The organism is Streptomyces sp. NPDC007346, from assembly GCF_040703535.1.
Lineage (GTDB): Bacteria > Actinomycetota > Actinomycetes > Streptomycetales > Streptomycetaceae > Streptomyces.
Map to the genome: position 1 here is coordinate 1 of NZ_JBEYKR010000159.1, position 15,929 is coordinate 15,929.

14 protein-coding genes and 1 riboswitch are annotated in these 15,929 nt (G+C 71.4%); of the genes, 10 read left to right on the forward strand and 4 right to left on the reverse strand.

Features of this window, described 5'->3' with window-relative positions; genetic code table 11:
* Positions 1-93: 93 nt before the first annotated feature.
* Positions 94-1,098 carry an acetylxylan esterase gene (locus AB0917_RS29305; protein ID WP_366822686.1) on the reverse strand — a complete coding sequence of 335 codons (1,005 nt, stop codon included), beginning with the start codon at positions 1,096-1,098 and terminating at the stop codon, positions 94-96.
* Between the two features lie 155 nt (positions 1,099-1,253).
* The gene (locus AB0917_RS29310) at positions 1,254-1,985 is read right to left on the reverse strand and encodes a FadR/GntR family transcriptional regulator (RefSeq protein WP_366822687.1); all 732 of its coding nucleotides are present in this window, start codon (positions 1,983-1,985) and stop codon (positions 1,254-1,256) included.
* Positions 1,986-2,151: 166 nt separating this feature from the next.
* On the opposite strand from AB0917_RS29310, the gene AB0917_RS29315 reads away from it, so the two are divergent.
* The 6 genes from AB0917_RS29315 to AB0917_RS29340 all read left to right on the forward strand — a co-directional run bounded on the left by AB0917_RS29315 (position 2,152) and on the right by AB0917_RS29340 (position 9,750).
* Positions 2,152-3,753, forward strand: a complete 1,602-nt coding sequence (locus AB0917_RS29315; RefSeq protein WP_366822688.1) for an ABC transporter substrate-binding protein — start codon at positions 2,152-2,154, stop codon at positions 3,751-3,753.
* 73 nt (positions 3,754-3,826) lie between these two features.
* A complete protein-coding gene (locus AB0917_RS29320) occupies positions 3,827-4,777 on the forward strand; it encodes an ABC transporter permease (protein ID WP_366822689.1) in 951 nt (316 codons plus the stop codon).
* A 1-nt stretch (position 4,778) separates the two neighbouring features.
* Entirely contained in the window at positions 4,779-6,746 is a 1,968-nt protein-coding gene (locus AB0917_RS29325) for a dipeptide/oligopeptide/nickel ABC transporter permease/ATP-binding protein (RefSeq protein ID WP_366822690.1), read from the forward strand.
* Entirely contained in the window at positions 6,743-7,750 is a 1,008-nt protein-coding gene (locus AB0917_RS29330) for an ABC transporter ATP-binding protein (protein ID WP_366822691.1), read from the forward strand. Before AB0917_RS29325 ends, AB0917_RS29330 begins: the two co-directional genes overlap by 4 nt.
* A complete protein-coding gene (locus AB0917_RS29335) occupies positions 7,747-8,685 on the forward strand; it encodes a dihydrodipicolinate synthase family protein (protein ID WP_366822692.1) in 939 nt (312 codons plus the stop codon). The genes AB0917_RS29330 and AB0917_RS29335 overlap by 4 nt, the downstream gene beginning before the upstream one ends.
* Before the next feature lie 404 nt (positions 8,686-9,089).
* A riboswitch (cyclic di-AMP (ydaO/yuaA leader) is annotated at positions 9,090-9,276 on the forward strand.
* 3 nt (positions 9,277-9,279) lie between these two features.
* Entirely contained in the window at positions 9,280-9,750 is a 471-nt protein-coding gene (locus AB0917_RS29340; RefSeq protein WP_366822693.1) for a C40 family peptidase, read from the forward strand.
* A gap of 227 nt (positions 9,751-9,977) precedes the next feature.
* Here AB0917_RS29340 and AB0917_RS29345 read toward each other — a convergent pair whose 3' ends face one another.
* Positions 9,978-10,409 carry an ATP-binding protein gene (locus tag AB0917_RS29345; RefSeq protein ID WP_366822694.1) on the reverse strand — a complete coding sequence of 144 codons (432 nt, stop codon included), beginning with the start codon at positions 10,407-10,409 and terminating at the stop codon, positions 9,978-9,980.
* 250 nt (positions 10,410-10,659) lie between these two features.
* Here AB0917_RS29345 and AB0917_RS29350 point away from each other — a divergent pair, with 250 nt between their 5' ends.
* Positions 10,660-11,520: a helix-turn-helix transcriptional regulator gene (locus AB0917_RS29350; protein WP_366822695.1), complete on the forward strand. Its 861-nt coding sequence runs from the start codon at positions 10,660-10,662 to the stop codon at positions 11,518-11,520.
* Positions 11,521-11,547: 27 nt separating this feature from the next.
* On the forward strand, positions 11,548-11,790 hold the full coding sequence (locus AB0917_RS29355; protein ID WP_366822696.1) for a DUF397 domain-containing protein: 243 nt from the start codon (positions 11,548-11,550) through the stop codon (positions 11,788-11,790).
* Positions 11,791-11,856: 66 nt separating this feature from the next.
* On the opposite strand, the gene AB0917_RS29360 is transcribed toward AB0917_RS29355, so the two are convergent.
* Complete coding sequence (locus AB0917_RS29360) at positions 11,857-13,029, reverse strand: 8-amino-7-oxononanoate synthase (protein WP_366822697.1); 1,173 nt, start codon at positions 13,027-13,029, stop codon at positions 11,857-11,859.
* A gap of 144 nt (positions 13,030-13,173) precedes the next feature.
* Here AB0917_RS29360 and bioB point away from each other — a divergent pair, with 144 nt between their 5' ends.
* Both bioB and AB0917_RS29370 read left to right on the forward strand, forming a co-directional pair.
* Positions 13,174-14,424, forward strand: coding sequence for a biotin synthase BioB (gene bioB / locus AB0917_RS29365; protein ID WP_366822698.1), 1,251 nt, complete (start codon positions 13,174-13,176; stop codon positions 14,422-14,424).
* Positions 14,417-15,802 (forward strand): adenosylmethionine--8-amino-7-oxononanoate transaminase, encoded by a 1,386-nt coding sequence (locus AB0917_RS29370; RefSeq protein ID WP_366822699.1) that lies wholly within the window; start codon positions 14,417-14,419, stop codon positions 15,800-15,802. The genes bioB and AB0917_RS29370 overlap by 8 nt, the downstream gene beginning before the upstream one ends.
* Positions 15,803-15,929: the final 127 nt, after the last annotated feature.

The window sequence follows — 15,929 nt, forward strand, 5'->3', positions numbered from 1 at the left end:
TTTCTGCCGTGTTCTCTGCCGTTCGGGGTGGCCCGGCGGGTGCCGGCGCCCGGAGCGCCGGCACCGGCACGTACGCGCACGGAGTTCCCTCCGTCAGGAACGGGCGGGCAGACCCGCCGGGAGACCGGCGAACAGGTCGCTCACCCAGGCCAGTTGTTCGGCCCGGTGGTGCTCGCCGCCGCCCTCGTGCCCGTTGAACTCGTAGACACGTACGTCCTTGGGGCCCGCGTAACGGTTGTAGGCCGTGAAGCAGGTGGAGGGCGGGCAGACCTCGTCCATCATCGCGATGGAGAACAGGGCGGGCGCGGTGGCCCGGGTGGCGTGATGGGCCGCGTCGAAGTACGACAGGGTGCGGAAAACCGTGTCGGCGCGGTCGCGGTGGAGCCGGAGGTAGGTCGCGATCTCGGTGTACGGATCCGTTCCGGTGATCCGCGCGGCCCGGGGGATGTTGCACAGGAAGGGCACGTCGGGCATCACGCCGGCCAGCCCCGGCAGGAGCCCGGCCACGGCCAGCGCGATGCCCCCGCCCTGGCTGAACCCGGTCACCACGATGCGGGCGGGGTCGACCTCGGGGTGTTCGCGCATCGCTTCCACGCAGCGGACCGCGTCGGTGAACACCCGCCGGTAGTAGTGCGTCCCGGGGCTCTCGACGCCCCGGGTCAGGAAGCCGGGCACGGTCCCGGCCGCCCCGGGGTCGGTGTCCGGGGTGTCGCCGCCCGCCGCCGACCAGCCCTGGCCCCGGGTGTCCATGACCAGGTGCGCGTATCCGGCGCAGGCCCACATCAGCTGCTCGTGGGGCAGGCCCCGGCCGCGCCCGTACCCGAGGAACTCCACGACGCAGCCGAGCGGTCCGGTGGCCTGGGCGGGCATGCGCAGCCAGCCGCGTACCGGCCGCCCGTCGTATCCCGGGACGCTCACGTCGTACGTACGCACCTGGGTCAGCCCGCAGTCGACCTGCCGGAAGCGGGGCCGGCCCGGATCACCGCCGCGAGCGGCCTCGCTCAGGGTGCTCGACCAGAAGCCGTCGAAGTCGTCGGGGCGGGGTAGTCCGGGCCGGTAGGTGCGGCATTCCGCGAGCGTGAGATCGGCCGACGGCATGGCGGTGCCCTCCTGGGGGACGGGGTGAGCGACAGGACAGAAGACGTCTGATGTCCTGATGGCAAACCGGACCCTAGGGAGCCGCGGGAGGGTGCGTCAAGGGGGCGGACGGCGGCGCGGTCCCGCCCCGGCGGACGGGCGCGCGACGGCCGCCGTCAGCCCTGCTTCCCTTCGAGCGCCCGAGCCTCGGCGATCCGCCGCCTGACCGGGGCGTAGTGCTCGCCGAGGGCCTTCAGGAACGCGGTGACGTCGCCCGCCCGAGCCGCGTCCACGATGTTCTGGTGGGCGGCGACCGTCTCCGCCTCATCGGCGTGCGTGAACCCCTGCAGATGCGGCGCGACGACGGTGTAGACCTCCCAGAAGGCCATCGAGAGCTGGCCGATCAGGTCGTTGCCGAGGGGGGCCACGAGCAGGGCGTGGAAGGCCCGGTCCGCCGCGACGAAGCCGTGCCCGTCGCCCACACCGGTGGCGCGCATGGTCGCCACCAGCTCGTCCAGCCGGTCGAGCTGCTCGGCGCCGAGCGAGGAGATGATCCGGTCGGCCATGCCCCGCTCGAAGAGCTCGCGTACGTCGACGAGGTCGGCCATCACCTGGAAGTCGTCGTCGGGCGAGAGCAGGCCGCGGAAGGTGAGGCTCTCCACCAGCGCCGACAGGCTCAGCCGGCCGACGTACGTCCCGTGGCCGTGGCGCACCTCGACGATGTCGAGGGCGTCGAGGATCTTGACGGCCTCCCGGACGCTGGAGCGGCTGGCGCCGAGCGCCTCGCACAGGGCCGGCTCGGTCGGCAGCGGGTCCCCCGGGCGCAGCCGTTCGTCGAGGATGTAGCGCTTGATGCCCTCGACGACTTCCTGCCGCAACAAGGTGCGTCCGGGCCGCGCGCCGGACATAGGTGAACTCCCCACCTCTTGACCCCTCTCGATTGTCAAGCTACGTTCCCACGCTATCAAGGCATCAGACATCTGACGTCTGACGCCCACCCTTCCGAGGCACCCCGATAGCCTTCGAAAAGTCGTTCTCCACCCGCTTCCTCACCCAACGTCCCTTGGAGGACCCGTGCCCGAGCTGAGGCCAGCCGGCGTCGAGCGCCGCACTTTCCTGCGATACACCAGCGCCCTGGGCGCGGCCGCCGCCATCACGGCGGGACTCACGGCTTGCGGCGGGCCCTCCTCGACCGCCGACGGAGCGGACGGGGCCGGCAACGGTGACGCCGACGGCACCATCGAAGCCGGTCTGTCGTACCCCCTGTCCACCGGGTTCGATCCGATGATCACGTCGGGCGCAACGCCCTACGCAGCCAATATGCACATCTTCGAGGGGCTCGTAGATCTCGATCCCGCAACACTCGTGGCCCGCCCGGCGCTCGCCACGGAGATGCCGAAGAAGATCAACGCCACCACCTACCGCGCCACCCTCCGTGACGGCGCGACCTTCCACGACGGCTCGCCGGTCACCGCCGAGGACGTCGTGTTCAGCTTCGAACGCATCCTGGACGAGAAGAACGCGTCGCTGATGGCGCAGTTCGTGCCCTTCATCGACACGGTCACCGCCGTCGACGCCACGACGGTCGAGTTCAAGCTCAAGTACGCCTTCGCGCTCTTCCCCTCCCGCATCGCCGTGGCACGGATCGTGCCGAAGAAGGTCGTCGAGGCGGACGTCAAGGGCTTCGACGCCAAGCCCGTCGGCTCGGGACCGTACCGGTTCATCGAGGCGACCCGCGAGGACAAGATCGTCTTCGAGAGGTTCGACACGTACAACGGCCCTCGCCCGGCCAAGGCCAAGAAGATGATCTGGCGCCTGATGTCCGACCAGTCGGCACGTGTCAGCGCCATGGAGTCCGGGCGCGTCCACGCCATCGAGGACGTCCCGTACATCGACGTCAAGCGGCTCTCCGCCACCACGAAGACCGAGTCCGTGCAGTCCTTCGGCCTGCTCTTCCTGATGTTCAACACCGCGGACGAGCGGTTCGCCGACAAGCGCGTCCGCCAGGCCCTGCACTACGCGCTGGACACCGAGAAGATCATCACCACCGCGATGGTCGGCAACGCGGCCGCCGCGACCGGGTACGTGCCCTCGACCCACCCCGACTACCACCAGGCCGCCACCGTCTACACGCACGACGTGGCCAAGGCGAAGAAGCTGCTCGCCGACGCGGGCGTGGGCAAGCTCAAGTTCACCGTCCTGACCACCGACACCGGCTGGGTCAAGGACATCGCCCCGCTGCTCAAGGAGAGCTGGGCGGCGGCCGGCATCGAGGCCACCCTCAGCATCGCCCAGTCCGCGGCCCAGTACGCCAAGGTCGACGGCGGTGACTTCGACGTGCTGGTGGCCCCGGGCGACCCCTCGGTCTTCGGCAACGACGTGGACCTCCTGATGCGCTGGTTCTACTACGGCTTCTGGCCGGAGAAGCGGTACGGCTGGTCCGGGACCGCCGGGTACAAGGAGGTCAAGCAGCTCCTCGACAAGGCCGCCCAGACAGCGGACGAGGCGACGCGCAAGCAGCTGTGGGGCCGGATCACCGACCTCGTCGCCGACGAGGCCGCGCTCTACCCGATCCTTCACCGCAAGCTGCCGACCGCCTGGAACGAGAAGGCCCTGTCCGGCTTCAAGCCGCTGCCGACGACGGGTCTGTCCTTCGTGGACGTCGGCCGCGCCTGACGTCCACCGGTGCGGGCCGTCACCTCCCCGGCGACCCGCACCCGCTGTCCGCCCAATCGCAAGGAACCCGACGATGGTTGCTTTTCTCCGGCTCGCGCTGCGCCGCGTCGCGATGATGCCGGTGATGATTCTCGGCATCGCACTGCTGGTCTTCGTGGTGCTGCAGTTCTCGCCGGCCGACCCGGCCTACAACGCGCTCGGAGAGAGCGCCGGTCCCGAGGCCAGGGAAGCCTTCGCGGAGGCCAACGGGCTCAACGACCCGTTGCCGATCCGCTACTTCGACTTCCTCGGCCGGCTGCTCCACTTCGACCTCGGTATGACCGTCCCACCGAGCCAGCCCGTGATCGACCGGATCACCGCGGCGTTTCCGCTCACCCTCCAACTGACCTTCCTCGGGCTCCTCCTGGCGGTCACCCTCGCCGTCGTCGGCGGTGTCCTGGGCGCGATGTACCGCGACCGCTGGCCCGACCAGCTCTTCCGTGTGCTGTCCATGGCCGGGGTCGCCATCCCGTCCTTCTGGCTCGGGGTCCTGCTCATCCAGCAGTTCGCGCTGAACACCCGGATCTTCCCGACCGGCGGGTACACCAACCCGGCCGACTCGTTCGGCGGCTGGCTCACCACCATGGCCCTGCCCGCCATCTCGCTCGCCGTGCCCGTCGCCGCGTCGCTCGCCCGTCTCGTACGGACCTCGATGGTCGCCGAACTCGACCGCGACTACGTCCGTACCGCCCAGGGCAACGGTCTGCCGGTCTTCCTGGTGATCCGCTCGGTGCTGCGCAACGCGCTCGTCACCCCGCTCACCGTGCTCGGCGTCAAGGTCGGCTACCTGCTCAGCGGGGCCGTCGTCATCGAGGCGATCTTCGACCTGCCGGGCATGGGCAAGCTCATCCTCGAAGGTGTCACCGGCGGCGACGTCGCCCTGGTCCAAGGCACCGTACTGACCATCGCCATCGCCTTCCTGGTGGTCAACGTCATCGTCGACCTGCTCTACCTGCTGGTCAACCCGCGCATCAGGACGGTGTGACATGTTCGCCACGGGCACTCTGGCCAAGAAGCTCTCCCGACCGGGCATCGCCTTCCGCGCCCTCCCGGTCACCTCGCGCATCGCCCTCGGCGTACTGATCGTCGTCGTCCTCGGTGCCGTACTCGCCCCCCTCCTCACCCAGGACCCCCTGACCACCGGCACCCCGGTCCAGTCCCCGAGCGGCGACCACTGGTTCGGCACCGACCGCGCCGGGCGCGACGTCTTCGCCCGCGTGGTGCACGGATCGCGCTACTCGCTGGTCATCGGCCTCGGCGCGACCGCCGTCGCCCTGGTCGCCGGAGCCGTCCTCGGATCGCTCGCCGCCACCTCGCGCAAGCTCGGCGACGAGTCCGTCATGCGCACGCTCGACGTCGTGATGTCGTTCCCGCCGATCGCCCTCGCGGCCGTCCTGGTCGCCGTCTTCGGCACCAGCGTCCCGGTGATCATCTTCACCATCGCCTTCGTGTACACCCCCTCGCTCGCCCGCGTCGTACGGGCCAACGTGCTCGCGCAGTACGGCGAGGACTACGTGGCCGCCGAGAAGGTCATCGGCGCCCGGCGCGGCTACATCGTGCTCCGCCACGTCGCCGTCAACTGCATGGCGCCGGTCATGGTGTTCGCCACCGTCATGGTCGCCGAGGCGATCATCTTCGAGGCCAGCCTCTCCTTCATCGGGGCCGGTGTGCAGGACCCCGACCCCAGCTGGGGCAGCGTCCTCGCCTACGGCCGGCAGATCCTTCTGGCCGGAGGATGGTGGGCCACGTTCTTCCCCGGCCTGGCCCTCCTGATCACCGTCCTCGCGCTCAACATCCTCTCCGAGGGCCTCACCGACGCCTCGGCCGCACCCAGGAGCGCCCGCGCCTTCGCCGCCACCACCACGGCTCCCGACCCGGTCGAGGCCGCCGCCACCGTCGACATCGACGCCGCCCTCGCCAAGCTCGCCCGGCACATCGACGTGACCGGGCCCGCCGTCACACCGGTGCCCGCGGACGCCGACGAACTCCTCGTCGTCCGCGACCTGGCCATCCGCTTCCCCGACCGCTACGGCGAGATCCCCGTCGTCGACCGGCTCACCTTCACCGTCCACGAGGGCGAGACCCTCGGCCTGGTCGGCGAGTCCGGCTGCGGCAAGTCCATCACCAGCCTCGCCGTCATGGGCCTCCTCGCCCGCAACGCGGAGGTCAGCGGCGAGATCCTCTACCGCGGGCGGGACCTGCTGAAGCTCCCGCCCAAGGAGCGCCGCGCCCTGATGGGCCCCGAGATCGCCATGGTCTACCAGGACGCGCTCTCCTCCCTCAACCCCTCCGTACTCGTCGGCACCCAGCTGAAGCAGCTGACCTCGCGCGGCGGTACGAAGACCCCCGCCGAACTCCTCGAACTCGTCGGCCTCTCCCCCGAACGCACCCTGCGCAGCTACCCGCACGAACTCTCCGGGGGACAGCGCCAGCGGGTCCTGATCGCCATGGCCCTCTCCCGCAGCCCGCGCCTGCTGATCGCCGACGAGCCGACCACCGCCCTCGACGTCACCGTCCAGGCCCAGGTCGTCGAACTCCTCATCAGGCTCCGCGACGAGCTCGGTTTCGCCATGGTGCTGGTCAGCCACGACCTCGCCCTGGTCGGCGACCTCTCGCACCGGGTCGCCGTGATGTACGCGGGCCGTCTCGCGGAGGTCGGCGACATCCGGTCCGTCCTCACCGACCCCACCCACCACTACAGCCGTGGCCTCCTCGGCTCCGTCGTCTCCCTGGAGGCCGGCGCCGACCGGCTCCACCAGATCCGCGGGGTCGTCCCCGCGCCCCAGGGCTTCGGCGCGGGCTGCCGCTTCGCCGGCCGCTGCGGCGCCGCCACGGACATCTGCCGCACGACCACCCCCCTGCTCACCGTGCGCGGCACGGCGCAGGACCACGGCTACGCCTGCCATCACCCGGCCGGTGCCCTCGCCGAGAAGCTGGAAAGGAGCGCCCTGTGATCAGGCTCGACGGCGTCCACGTACGCCACAAGGCGCGCAGCGGCGGCATATTCAGCCGCGATGCCGTACACGCGCTCACCGACGCCACCCTGGAGGTCAGGCGCGGTGAGATCGTGGGACTGGTGGGTGAGTCCGGCTGCGGCAAGTCCACCCTCGCCCGCGTGCTGACCGGACTCCAGAAGCCCACCGAGGGCGAGGTCCTCTTCCACGGGCGCGACCTGTGGGACATGACGGGCGCCGAGCGGCGCAAGGACTTCGGCTCGGCGGTCGGCGTGGTCTTCCAGGACCCCTCCACCGCGCTCAACCCCCGCCTCCCGGTCCGCCAGATCCTGCGCGATCCGCTGGACGTGCACCGGCGCGGCACACGCGAGGCCCGCGAGGCCCGCGTCGAGGAGCTGCTCGACCTGGTCGGACTGCCCGGCCACACCCTCGCCGCGCTGCCCGGACAGCTCTCCGGCGGCCAGCGCCAGCGCGTCGCCATCGCGCGCGCCCTGGCCCTCGAACCGGAGCTGATCGTCGCCGACGAACCGACCTCCGCGCTCGACGTCTCCGTACGCGCCCAGGTGCTCAACCTCCTCGTCGACCTGCGCGAACGCCTGGGCCTGGGCATGGTGTTCATCTCCCACGACATCCAGACCGTGCGCTACCTCGCCGACCGCATCGCCGTCCTCTACCTCGGCCGCATCGTCGAGGAGGGCCGGGCCGCCGACGTGGCGGGCTCCCCCCGCCACCCGTACACCGAGGCGCTGCTCTCCGCCACCCCCAGCCTGCTGGAGGCGACGGACCGCATCGTGCTCACCGGCCCGGTGCCCTCCGCCACCAACCCGCCGCCCGGCTGCCCCTTCAGCACCCGCTGCTGGAAGGCCGACGCGGAGTGCGCCACGGTCTTCCCCGCCGAGACCTTCGGGCCCGACGAGCACCGCTGGCACTGCGTCCACCCCCAGAGCCCCGCCTCCCCCGCCGGGAAGCGGACCCCCGTAACGCCCGCAAGGAGCACCGCATGACCGCCCCCACCCCCTCCTACTCCGGAGTGATCCCGCCCGTCGTCACCCCGCTCACCGCGGACGGCGAGCTCGACCGCATCTCGCTGGAGCGGGTCGTCGGCCATCTCCTCGAAGCCGGTGTCAGCGGCCTCTTCGCCCTCGGCAGCTCCGGCGAGACCGCCTATCTGACGCCCTCGCAGCAGGACGAGGTGATCAAGGTGATCACCTCGGCCTCCGCGGGCCAGGTGCCCGTCCTCGTCGGCGCCATCGAGACCACCACCAACCGGGCGATCGAGCGGGCCCGCGCCGCGGCGGCCCTCGGTGCCGACGCGGTCGTGGCCACCGCGCCCTTCTACACGCGCACCCACGCCACCGAGATCGACCGCCACTTCCGGGACATCGCCGCGGCCGTGGAGCTGCCGCTCCTGGCGTACGACGTGCCGGTCTGCGTGCACAGCAAGCTGGACCCGGAACTCCTGCTGCCGCTCGCGGCGGACGGGGTGCTCGCGGGGGTCAAGGACTCCAGCGGGGACGACGGCTCCTTCCGCCGGCTGGTCATCGGGGCCCGCGACCTGTCCGGGTTCTCCGTCCTGACCGGCCATGAGCTGGTGGTCGACGCGATGATGCTGAGCGGCGCCGACGGTTCCGTACCCGGCCTGGGCAACGTGGACCCGCACGGCTACGTGCGGCTGCACGAGGCCGCCGTACGCGGTGACTGGGCCGCCGCCAGGGCCGAACAGGACCGGCTCGTCGGCCTGTTCGACATCGTCCGTGCGGCCCGTCCCGGCACGGCTTCGGCCACGGCCGCGGGCCTCGGCGCGTTCAAGACGGCCCTGATGCTGCGCGGGATCATCGACACCAATGTGATGAGCCCGCCGATGCGCCGACTGGACGAGGCGGAGACGGCGTCGGTCGCCGCGTGCCTGGAGCTCGCGGGCCTCTCCCTGGCCCGCTGAGGCCACGAGCGTCGGGCGGGCCGGGTCGCCCTGCCGCCGGACCGGGACCGAGCCGCTCCACGCGCCCGGAGCGCATTACGGGAGCGGGCCGGTCACCACGCCGTGCGACACGCCCGGTCCGGCGATCGGTTTTCCTCGCTCGTTCGGCGTAGGAGATCACCCGCGCGAGCGACGGCCCAACTTGCGTTCCGCGCGTGGGCCGTACTCGAAATGCGCCCTTTCGTCGCTGGTACGAGGGTGTGCGCCCGGCTCGTCGGCGGGCGCGAATGCGCTCTGTCCACCCGAACGGGTCAGTGGTGAGGAGACTCACAAATCGCCGTTTCAACTCGGAAATCCGGCACTTGGTGAGTCAAGATCCCTGGGACGACAAGCCCCCGCCACCGCGGCGGGGCGGTCCGGGTGGACGCCGAGTCCTGCCGCCTCCCGGATGACTGGTCGACAGGAGTGGATCGGCAGGAGTGGAGGACCCGAGTACAACGGGCCGACCGGGAGACCGGGAAGCCCTCGGGGTGAAGCCGCTCCACGCGGCCGGGCAACTTCGCCAGCCCGAACCCGACAGGTCATCCTTCACAGGCGGCTGACGAAGGGTTGCGCATGTCTGCGCAGGTTCATGTCCCGTCTCTGCTCACCCGGGTCGGTACGGCTTCCGTACTCACCCTTGCCGTTACCTCCTCGATGCTGGCGCCAGGCCTGGTCAACGACGCCGAGGCCGCCACCCATTCGGCGAAGGCGCTGAAGGTCGCCGCGTCGAAGAAGGGGGCTCCTTACAAGTACGGGGCCGCCGGCCCCAGCCGTTTCGACTGTTCCGGGCTGACTCTCTACTCGTTCAAGAAGGCCGGGAAGAAGCTTCCCCGCACGGCACAGCAGCAGTACAACAAGACCACCCGTATCACCGCGTCGAAGCGGAAACCCGGCGACCTGGTCTTCTTCCATTCCGGGCGCAGCGTCTACCACGTGGGCATCTACGCCGGGTCCGGGAAGATCTGGCACTCCCCCAAAACAGGGGACGTGGTACGACTGGCGAAAATCTGGTCCAAGAGCGTCTGGTACGGACGGGTCCGCTGACCCACCGACCGGACGCTCTTCCCTTGCGGGCGGCAGGGACGGCCGGGACGGTACGGGCGGCGCTTCCCGCCCCGGTCCGGTGAGCGCCGCGCCGCCGCCGCCCGCGTACCGCTCAGGCGGTACGCGGGTGGCGCGGCCACCGGCGCCGGCCGGTCCACGAACCGGGGCTGTCCCGTCCCCGGACCGGGCCGCCTCCTCCTGGACCGGCCGGTCCCCGAGCCGCGCGGTCAGCCCTGGGTGGGTGCGGCCCAGGGCAGCGTGATCCAGACCGTCTTGCCGCCCTCGGCCGTCGGGACGACCGTGAGCCGCCCGCCGTACTCCTTGGCCAGCGACCGGATGATCATCAGGCCCCGCCCGTTGTCCTGCCGTACGGCGGCGGGCAGCCGTTGAGGCCACCGGGGGTGACTGTCCGTCACGCCCAGGCGTAGGACCTCGTCGCGTTCGAGACGCAGTTCCACGGTGAAGGTGGGTGACTGGCCGAAGGTGTGCTGGACCGCGTTGGTGGCGAGTTCGGAGATGATCAGCCGGATGGTGTCGGCCAGCTCCGTGTCCTCCGAGAGGCCCCATTCGGCCAAGGTCCTGGCCACATGTCTACGGGCCGAGGAGACCGAGGCCGGATCGCTCGGCAGGGTGACGGTTGCTTCCTGATGGTCTGCCATGGCGACGCCGTCCCTTTCGCGCCCCGGCCGACCGGCAGTCGGCCAGGATGGTGCTTCGCGCCAGACTGCCACTGTTGAAGCTCGCTGTAACGACGTTCGACCAAGATATGCATATATCTGTCGCTCGAAGCGGTGAATTCGGGTCCCACACAACCCGGACGAAGGGCACACTGGCCCCTCTGCGGGCCCGAACCTTGCGGTGCGTATCGGACCCGTCCCGTTCCGTTCCGCACAGCGCGAGGAGACCCGGATGCTGCACGGCCCCGTCGTCCGACGACGGAAGCTCGGCGAGGAGTTACGGAGTCTGCGGCACGCCTCCGGACTGACCAGCCGGGACGCGGCGCGCCTGCTGGGCTGGCACCAGTCGAAGGTGAGCCGCATCGAGACCGGCGCCAGCGGGGTCAGCCCCGGTGACGTGACGCGCCTGCTCGACACCTACGCGGTGCGCGACACACAGCTGCGCGCCCTGCTCGAAGTGCTCGCCGGGTCGGCGGGCGGCGGGGGCGCGGGGTGGTGGCACGCCTACCGGGGGCTGATCCCGCCCCAGTACCGCGACTTCATCAGCCTGGAGTCCCAGGCCGACACCGTGCGGAGCCTGGAGACCTCGGTGGTGCCGGGGCTGCTCCAGACCGCCGGCTACGCGCGGGCGGTGACCCGCGCCTCGCTGGACGGCCTGCCCGCGGACCATCTGGACTCGCTGGTCGAGGTGCGGCTGACCCGTCAGAGGGTGCTGCGCGCGAAGCCGCCGCTGCGGTTCACCGCCGTGCTGGACGAGGCGGTGCTGCACCGGAGGGTGGGCGGGCCCGAGGTGATGCGCGATCAGCTGGACCATCTGACCCAGGTGGCCCAACTCCCCCATGTGGAGCTTCAGTTACTGCCGTTCTCCGTCGGCGGTCACGTCGGACTCACCTGCCCTTTCGTTATCTTCTCCTTTCCGAACATTTCTGATCTGGATGTGGTCGTTCTTGACCACTTGACGAGTAGCCTCTATCTGGAGCGGAAAGAAGACCTCGAGGCGTACAGCTCGGCCTTCCGCACCTTGCAGGCGCACGCACTGACGCCGGACCAATCGCTGGAGCTCGTCGCCGCGATCCGCCGCGGCATTCGTTAGGACGTCCGACTGCCCGAGGGGGGCATCATGTCCGACCGTCTCGCACCGCACGCGTCACCTTCCACCGCGGGGCCACCGCCGTGGCGACGCAGCAGCCGCTCCACCGGAATGAACAACTGCGTGGAGGCCGCACGGCTCTACGGCCCCGAGCCCGGCGGCGCGCTCCTCGCCGTACGCGACTCCAAGGACGTGGAACGGCCGCCGCTGCGCTTCACCGCGGCGGCCTGGACCACCTTCGTGGCCGGACTGGACCCGCGAGGGGTCGGCTGAGCCTCGCGGGGTCAGGGAGCCTCGCGGGTCAGCTGAGCCTCCCCGGGTCAGCTGAGCCGCGCGGGGTCAGCCGAGCGGAATCAGGGCCTCCCGGGGTGCGGTGGCGACGATCGTGGCCACCGCGGCTCCGATCCGCTCCTCGGTGAGGTCCGCCCGCGCGGTCAGCCGCAGCCGGGAGACGCCGTCCGGCACCGACGGCGGGCGGAAGCAGCCCACCGCGACCCCGGCCGCGCGGCAGTCGGCCGTCCACCCCACCGCCGCGTCCGCGGAGGGGGCCCGGACGGAGACGACCGCCGCGTCGGGCCGGACCGCGGTCAGCCCGGCGGCGGTGAGCTGCCCGTACAGCGCGGTGGCGACCTCCCGGGCCCTGGCCGCCCGTTCCGGTTCCCGGCGCAGCAGCCGGAGCGCGCCCAGCGCCCCGCCCGCCGCGGCCGGGGCGAGGCCGGTGTCGAAGATGAACGTACGGGCCGTGTTGACCAGGTGGTCGATGACCCGGGCCGGTCCGAGGACCGCGCCGCCCTGGCTGCCCAGCGACTTGGAGAGGGTGAGCGTGGCGACGGTCCCCTCGCCGCCCGCGAGCCCGGCGGCGGCGAGGGCGCCACGACCGCCGTCGCCGAGGACGCCGAGGCCGTGGGCGTCGTCCACGACGAGGGCGGCGTTCGCGGCGCGGCAGACCTCGGCCAGCGCGGTCAGCGGTGCCGCGTCCCCGTCGACCGAGAAGACCGAGTCGGTGACGGCGAGCGCCCGCCCTCCGTGGCCGTGGAGCGCCTTGGCGACCGCGTCCGGATCGGCGTGCGGGACGACCGTGGTCCGTGCACGGGAGAGCCGGCAGCCGTCCACGACGGAGGCGTGGTTGCCGGCGTCGGAGACGATGAGCGAACCGCGCCCGGACAGTGCCGTCAGGGCCGCCAGGTTGGCCGCGTAACCGGAGGAGAGGACGAGGGCCGCCTCGAAGCCGCAGAAGTCGGCGAGTTCCCGCTCCAGTTCGGCGTGGAGCGCGGTGGAGCCGGTGACCAGCCGTGATCCGGTCGCGCCCGCGCCCCAGCGGTGGGCGGCGCCGGCCGCGGCGGCGACGACCTCCGGGTGCCGGGTGAGGCCCAGGTAGTCGTTGCTCGCGAGGTCGAGAAGCCCGGCTTCCGCACTCCTCGGGCGCAGGGACCGGACGAGTCCGGCCTCGGCCCGGCGGCGGGCCTCGTCGTCGATCCAGTCGAACGGGGCGAAGGGCGGGGCGAAGGACATAGGGCGGTCCCTTTTGTAGGCAGCTCACAGACCCTAGCGGGGTGCGCAGCAGGTCAGGGTGTGGCAATACACACACCCTCGCCCACGTCTCCTGTCCGGTTCCTCCTTGGCTGGAGGTGGTGCCGTAAGCCAGGATCGTCTTTCATGGACCTGCTGAACACGCTGGTGGACAAGGGGCTGCGGCGCGAACTGCCGACCCGCGATGAAGCGCTCGCCGTGCTGGCGACCTCCGACGACGACCTGCTCGACGTGGTGGCCGCCGCGGGCAAGGTACGCCGCCAGTGGTTCGGGCGGCGCGTCAAACTCAACTACCTGGTCAACCTGAAGTCGGGGCTCTGCCCCGAGGACTGCTCGTACTGCTCGCAGCGGCTCGGCTCCAAGGCCGGGATCCTCAAGTACACCTGGCTGAAGCCCGACGAGGCGTCCAAGGCCGCGGCCGCCGGGGTGGCGGGCGGTGCCAAGCGGGTCTGCCTGGTGGCGAGCGGGCGCGGGCCGACGGACCGGGACGTGGACCGGGTCACCCGGACCATCGAGGCGATCAAGGAACAGAACGAAGACGTCGAGGTCTGCGCCTGTCTCGGTCTGCTCTCCGACGGACAGGCCGACCGGCTGCGTTCGGCGGGCGCCGACGCGTACAACCACAACCTCAACACGTCCGAGGAGACGTACGGGGCGATCACGACCACCCACACGTACGCGGACCGGGTGGAGACCGTCCAACAGGCCCAGGCCGCGGGCCTGTCGGCGTGCTCCGGGCTGATCGCCGGGATGGGCGAGAGCGACAAGGACCTGGTCGACGTCGTCTTCGCGCTGCGCGACCTGGACCCGGACTCGGTGCCGGTCAACTTCCTGATCCCGTTCGAGGGCACACCGCTGGCCAAGGAGTGGAACCTCACCCCGCAGCGCTGCCTGCGCATCCTCGCCATGGTCCGCTTCGTCTGCCCCGACGTGGAGGTCCGGCTCGCGGGCGGCCGCGAGGTGCATCTGCGCTCGATGCAGCCGCTGGCCCTGCACCTGGTGAACTCGATCTTCCTCGGTGACTACCTGACCAGCGAGGGCCAGGCCGGCCAGACCGACCTGGACATGATCGCCGACGCCGGTTTCGAGGTGGAGGGCGCGGGCACGACGACGCTGCCGCGCCACCGGGCCGACGCGCTCGGCGGGGGCTGCGGGTCGCAGGCCGCACCGGAGCAGGCGGGCTGCGGTTCGCACGAGGCCTCCGAAGGAGCGGGCTGCGGTTCGCACGCTGGTGGCGGTGGCTGCGGGCCGTGCGGCGGCCATGGGGAGCCCGAGCCCGTCGACGCCTCGGAGGGCGTCCCGGCCGGCGCGGCGCGTACGGACCTGGTGGCGGTCCGCCGGCGCGGTGCGGGGACGGACCTCGCGCCCAATGCCTGAGCCGTACGTCCCCGAGCCGCACGCCTCCGGGGCCGAGCCGTACGCCCCGGGGGCCGCACACTGCGGACCGGCCGCGCCGAAGCCGTACTCCCCCGACGAGCTGCGGGCCCTGGACCGCGCGCACGTCTGGCACCCCTACGGCCCGATGCCCGGCCGGCAGGAGCCGCTGATCGTGGAGTCGGCCTCCGGCGTACGGCTCCGTCTCGCCGAACCCGTGGAGGGGCAGCGCGAGTTGGTGGACGGCATGTCGTCCTGGTGGTCGGCGGTGCACGGCTACAACCACCCGGTCCTCAACGAGGCCGCGCGCGGTCAGCTGGACCGGATGAGCCATGTGATGTTCGGCGGGCTCACCCATGAGCCCGCCGTCCGGCTGGCGACCCGGCTGGTGGAGATCACGCCGGAGCCGCTCCAGCACGTGTTCCTCGCCGACTCGGGCTCCGTATCGGTCGAGGTCGCGGTCAAGATGTGCCTCCAGTTCTGGCGTTCGGCCGGGCGCCCGGACAAGCGACGGCTGTTGACCTGGCGCGGCGGCTACCACGGCGACACCTGGCAGCCGATGTCGGTGTGCGACCCGGAGGGCGGGATGCACGAGCTGTGGTCGGGCTCGCTGCCCCGGCAGGTCTTCGCCGACGCCCCGCCGGACGGTTTCGACGCGGAGCCGGACCCCGCCTACGTGGCCCGTCTGCGGGAGCTGATCGCCCGTCACGCCGACGAGCTGGCCGCGGTGATCGTGGAGCCGGTGGTGCAGGGGGCGGGCGGGATGCGGTTCCACTCCCCCGCCTATCTGCGGGTGCTGCGCGAGGCCTGCGACGAGCTGGACGTCCTGCTGGTGTTCGACGAGATCGCGACCGGTTTCGGGCGTACGGGCAAGCTGTTCGCCGCCGCTCACGCCGGTGTCTCGCCGGACGTCATGTGTGTCGGCAAGGCGCTGACCGGCGGCTATCTGACGATGGCGGCGACGCTGTGCACCTCGCGGGTGGCCGAGGGCATCTCGCGCGGCGAGGTACCGGTGCTGGCGCACGGCCCGACGTTCATGGGCAACCCGCTGGCCGCCTCGATCGCCTCCGCCTCGGTGGACCTGCTGCTCGGGCAGGACTGGGAGGGCGAGGTGGCGCGGATCGGTGCGGGGCTGCGCTCCGGTCTGGCCCCCGCCTCGGACGTCGCCGGGGTCGTGGACGTACGTGTCCTGGGGGCGATCGGGGTCGTCCAGCTCGACCACGAGGTGGACATGGCGGCGGCGACCCGGGCGGCCGTGCGCGAGGGCGTGTGGCTGCGGCCGTTCCGCGACCTGGTGTACACGATGCCGCCGTACGTCACCGGGGACGACGACGTACGACGGATCTGCCGGGCCGTGTGTGCCGCGGCTCGGGAGGGCTGACATGACCATCCTCGTGGTGACCGGTACGGGCACCCGAACACAAGGTGATCCTCAACCTGCCAGCCACCGTGGAAGTTTCCACCCCGAACATCTATGCCGACCAGATCGAGTGGTTCGGGCGCAACGT

Coding starts and splice junctions, on each gene's coding strand:
- AB0917_RS29305 (WP_366822686.1), bottom strand. CDS start 1,098: ATGCCGTCGGCCGATCTCACGCTCGCGGAATGCCGCACCTACCGGCCC.
- AB0917_RS29310 (WP_366822687.1), bottom strand. CDS start 1,985: ATGTCCGGCGCGCGGCCCGGACGCACCTTGTTGCGGCAGGAAGTCGTC.
- AB0917_RS29320 (WP_366822689.1), top strand. CDS start 3,827: ATGGTTGCTTTTCTCCGGCTCGCGCTGCGCCGCGTCGCGATGATGCCG.
- AB0917_RS29325 (WP_366822690.1), top strand. CDS start 4,779: ATGTTCGCCACGGGCACTCTGGCCAAGAAGCTCTCCCGACCGGGCATC.
- AB0917_RS29335 (WP_366822692.1), top strand. CDS start 7,747: ATGACCGCCCCCACCCCCTCCTACTCCGGAGTGATCCCGCCCGTCGTC.
- AB0917_RS29340 (WP_366822693.1), top strand. CDS start 9,280: ATGTCTGCGCAGGTTCATGTCCCGTCTCTGCTCACCCGGGTCGGTACG.
- AB0917_RS29345 (WP_366822694.1), bottom strand. CDS start 10,409: ATGGCAGACCATCAGGAAGCAACCGTCACCCTGCCGAGCGATCCGGCC.
- AB0917_RS29350 (WP_366822695.1), top strand. CDS start 10,660: ATGCTGCACGGCCCCGTCGTCCGACGACGGAAGCTCGGCGAGGAGTTA.
- AB0917_RS29355 (WP_366822696.1), top strand. CDS start 11,548: ATGTCCGACCGTCTCGCACCGCACGCGTCACCTTCCACCGCGGGGCCA.
- AB0917_RS29360 (WP_366822697.1), bottom strand. CDS start 13,029: ATGTCCTTCGCCCCGCCCTTCGCCCCGTTCGACTGGATCGACGACGAG.
- bioB (WP_366822698.1), top strand. CDS start 13,174: ATGGACCTGCTGAACACGCTGGTGGACAAGGGGCTGCGGCGCGAACTG.
- AB0917_RS29370 (WP_366822699.1), top strand. CDS start 14,417: ATGCCTGAGCCGTACGTCCCCGAGCCGCACGCCTCCGGGGCCGAGCCG.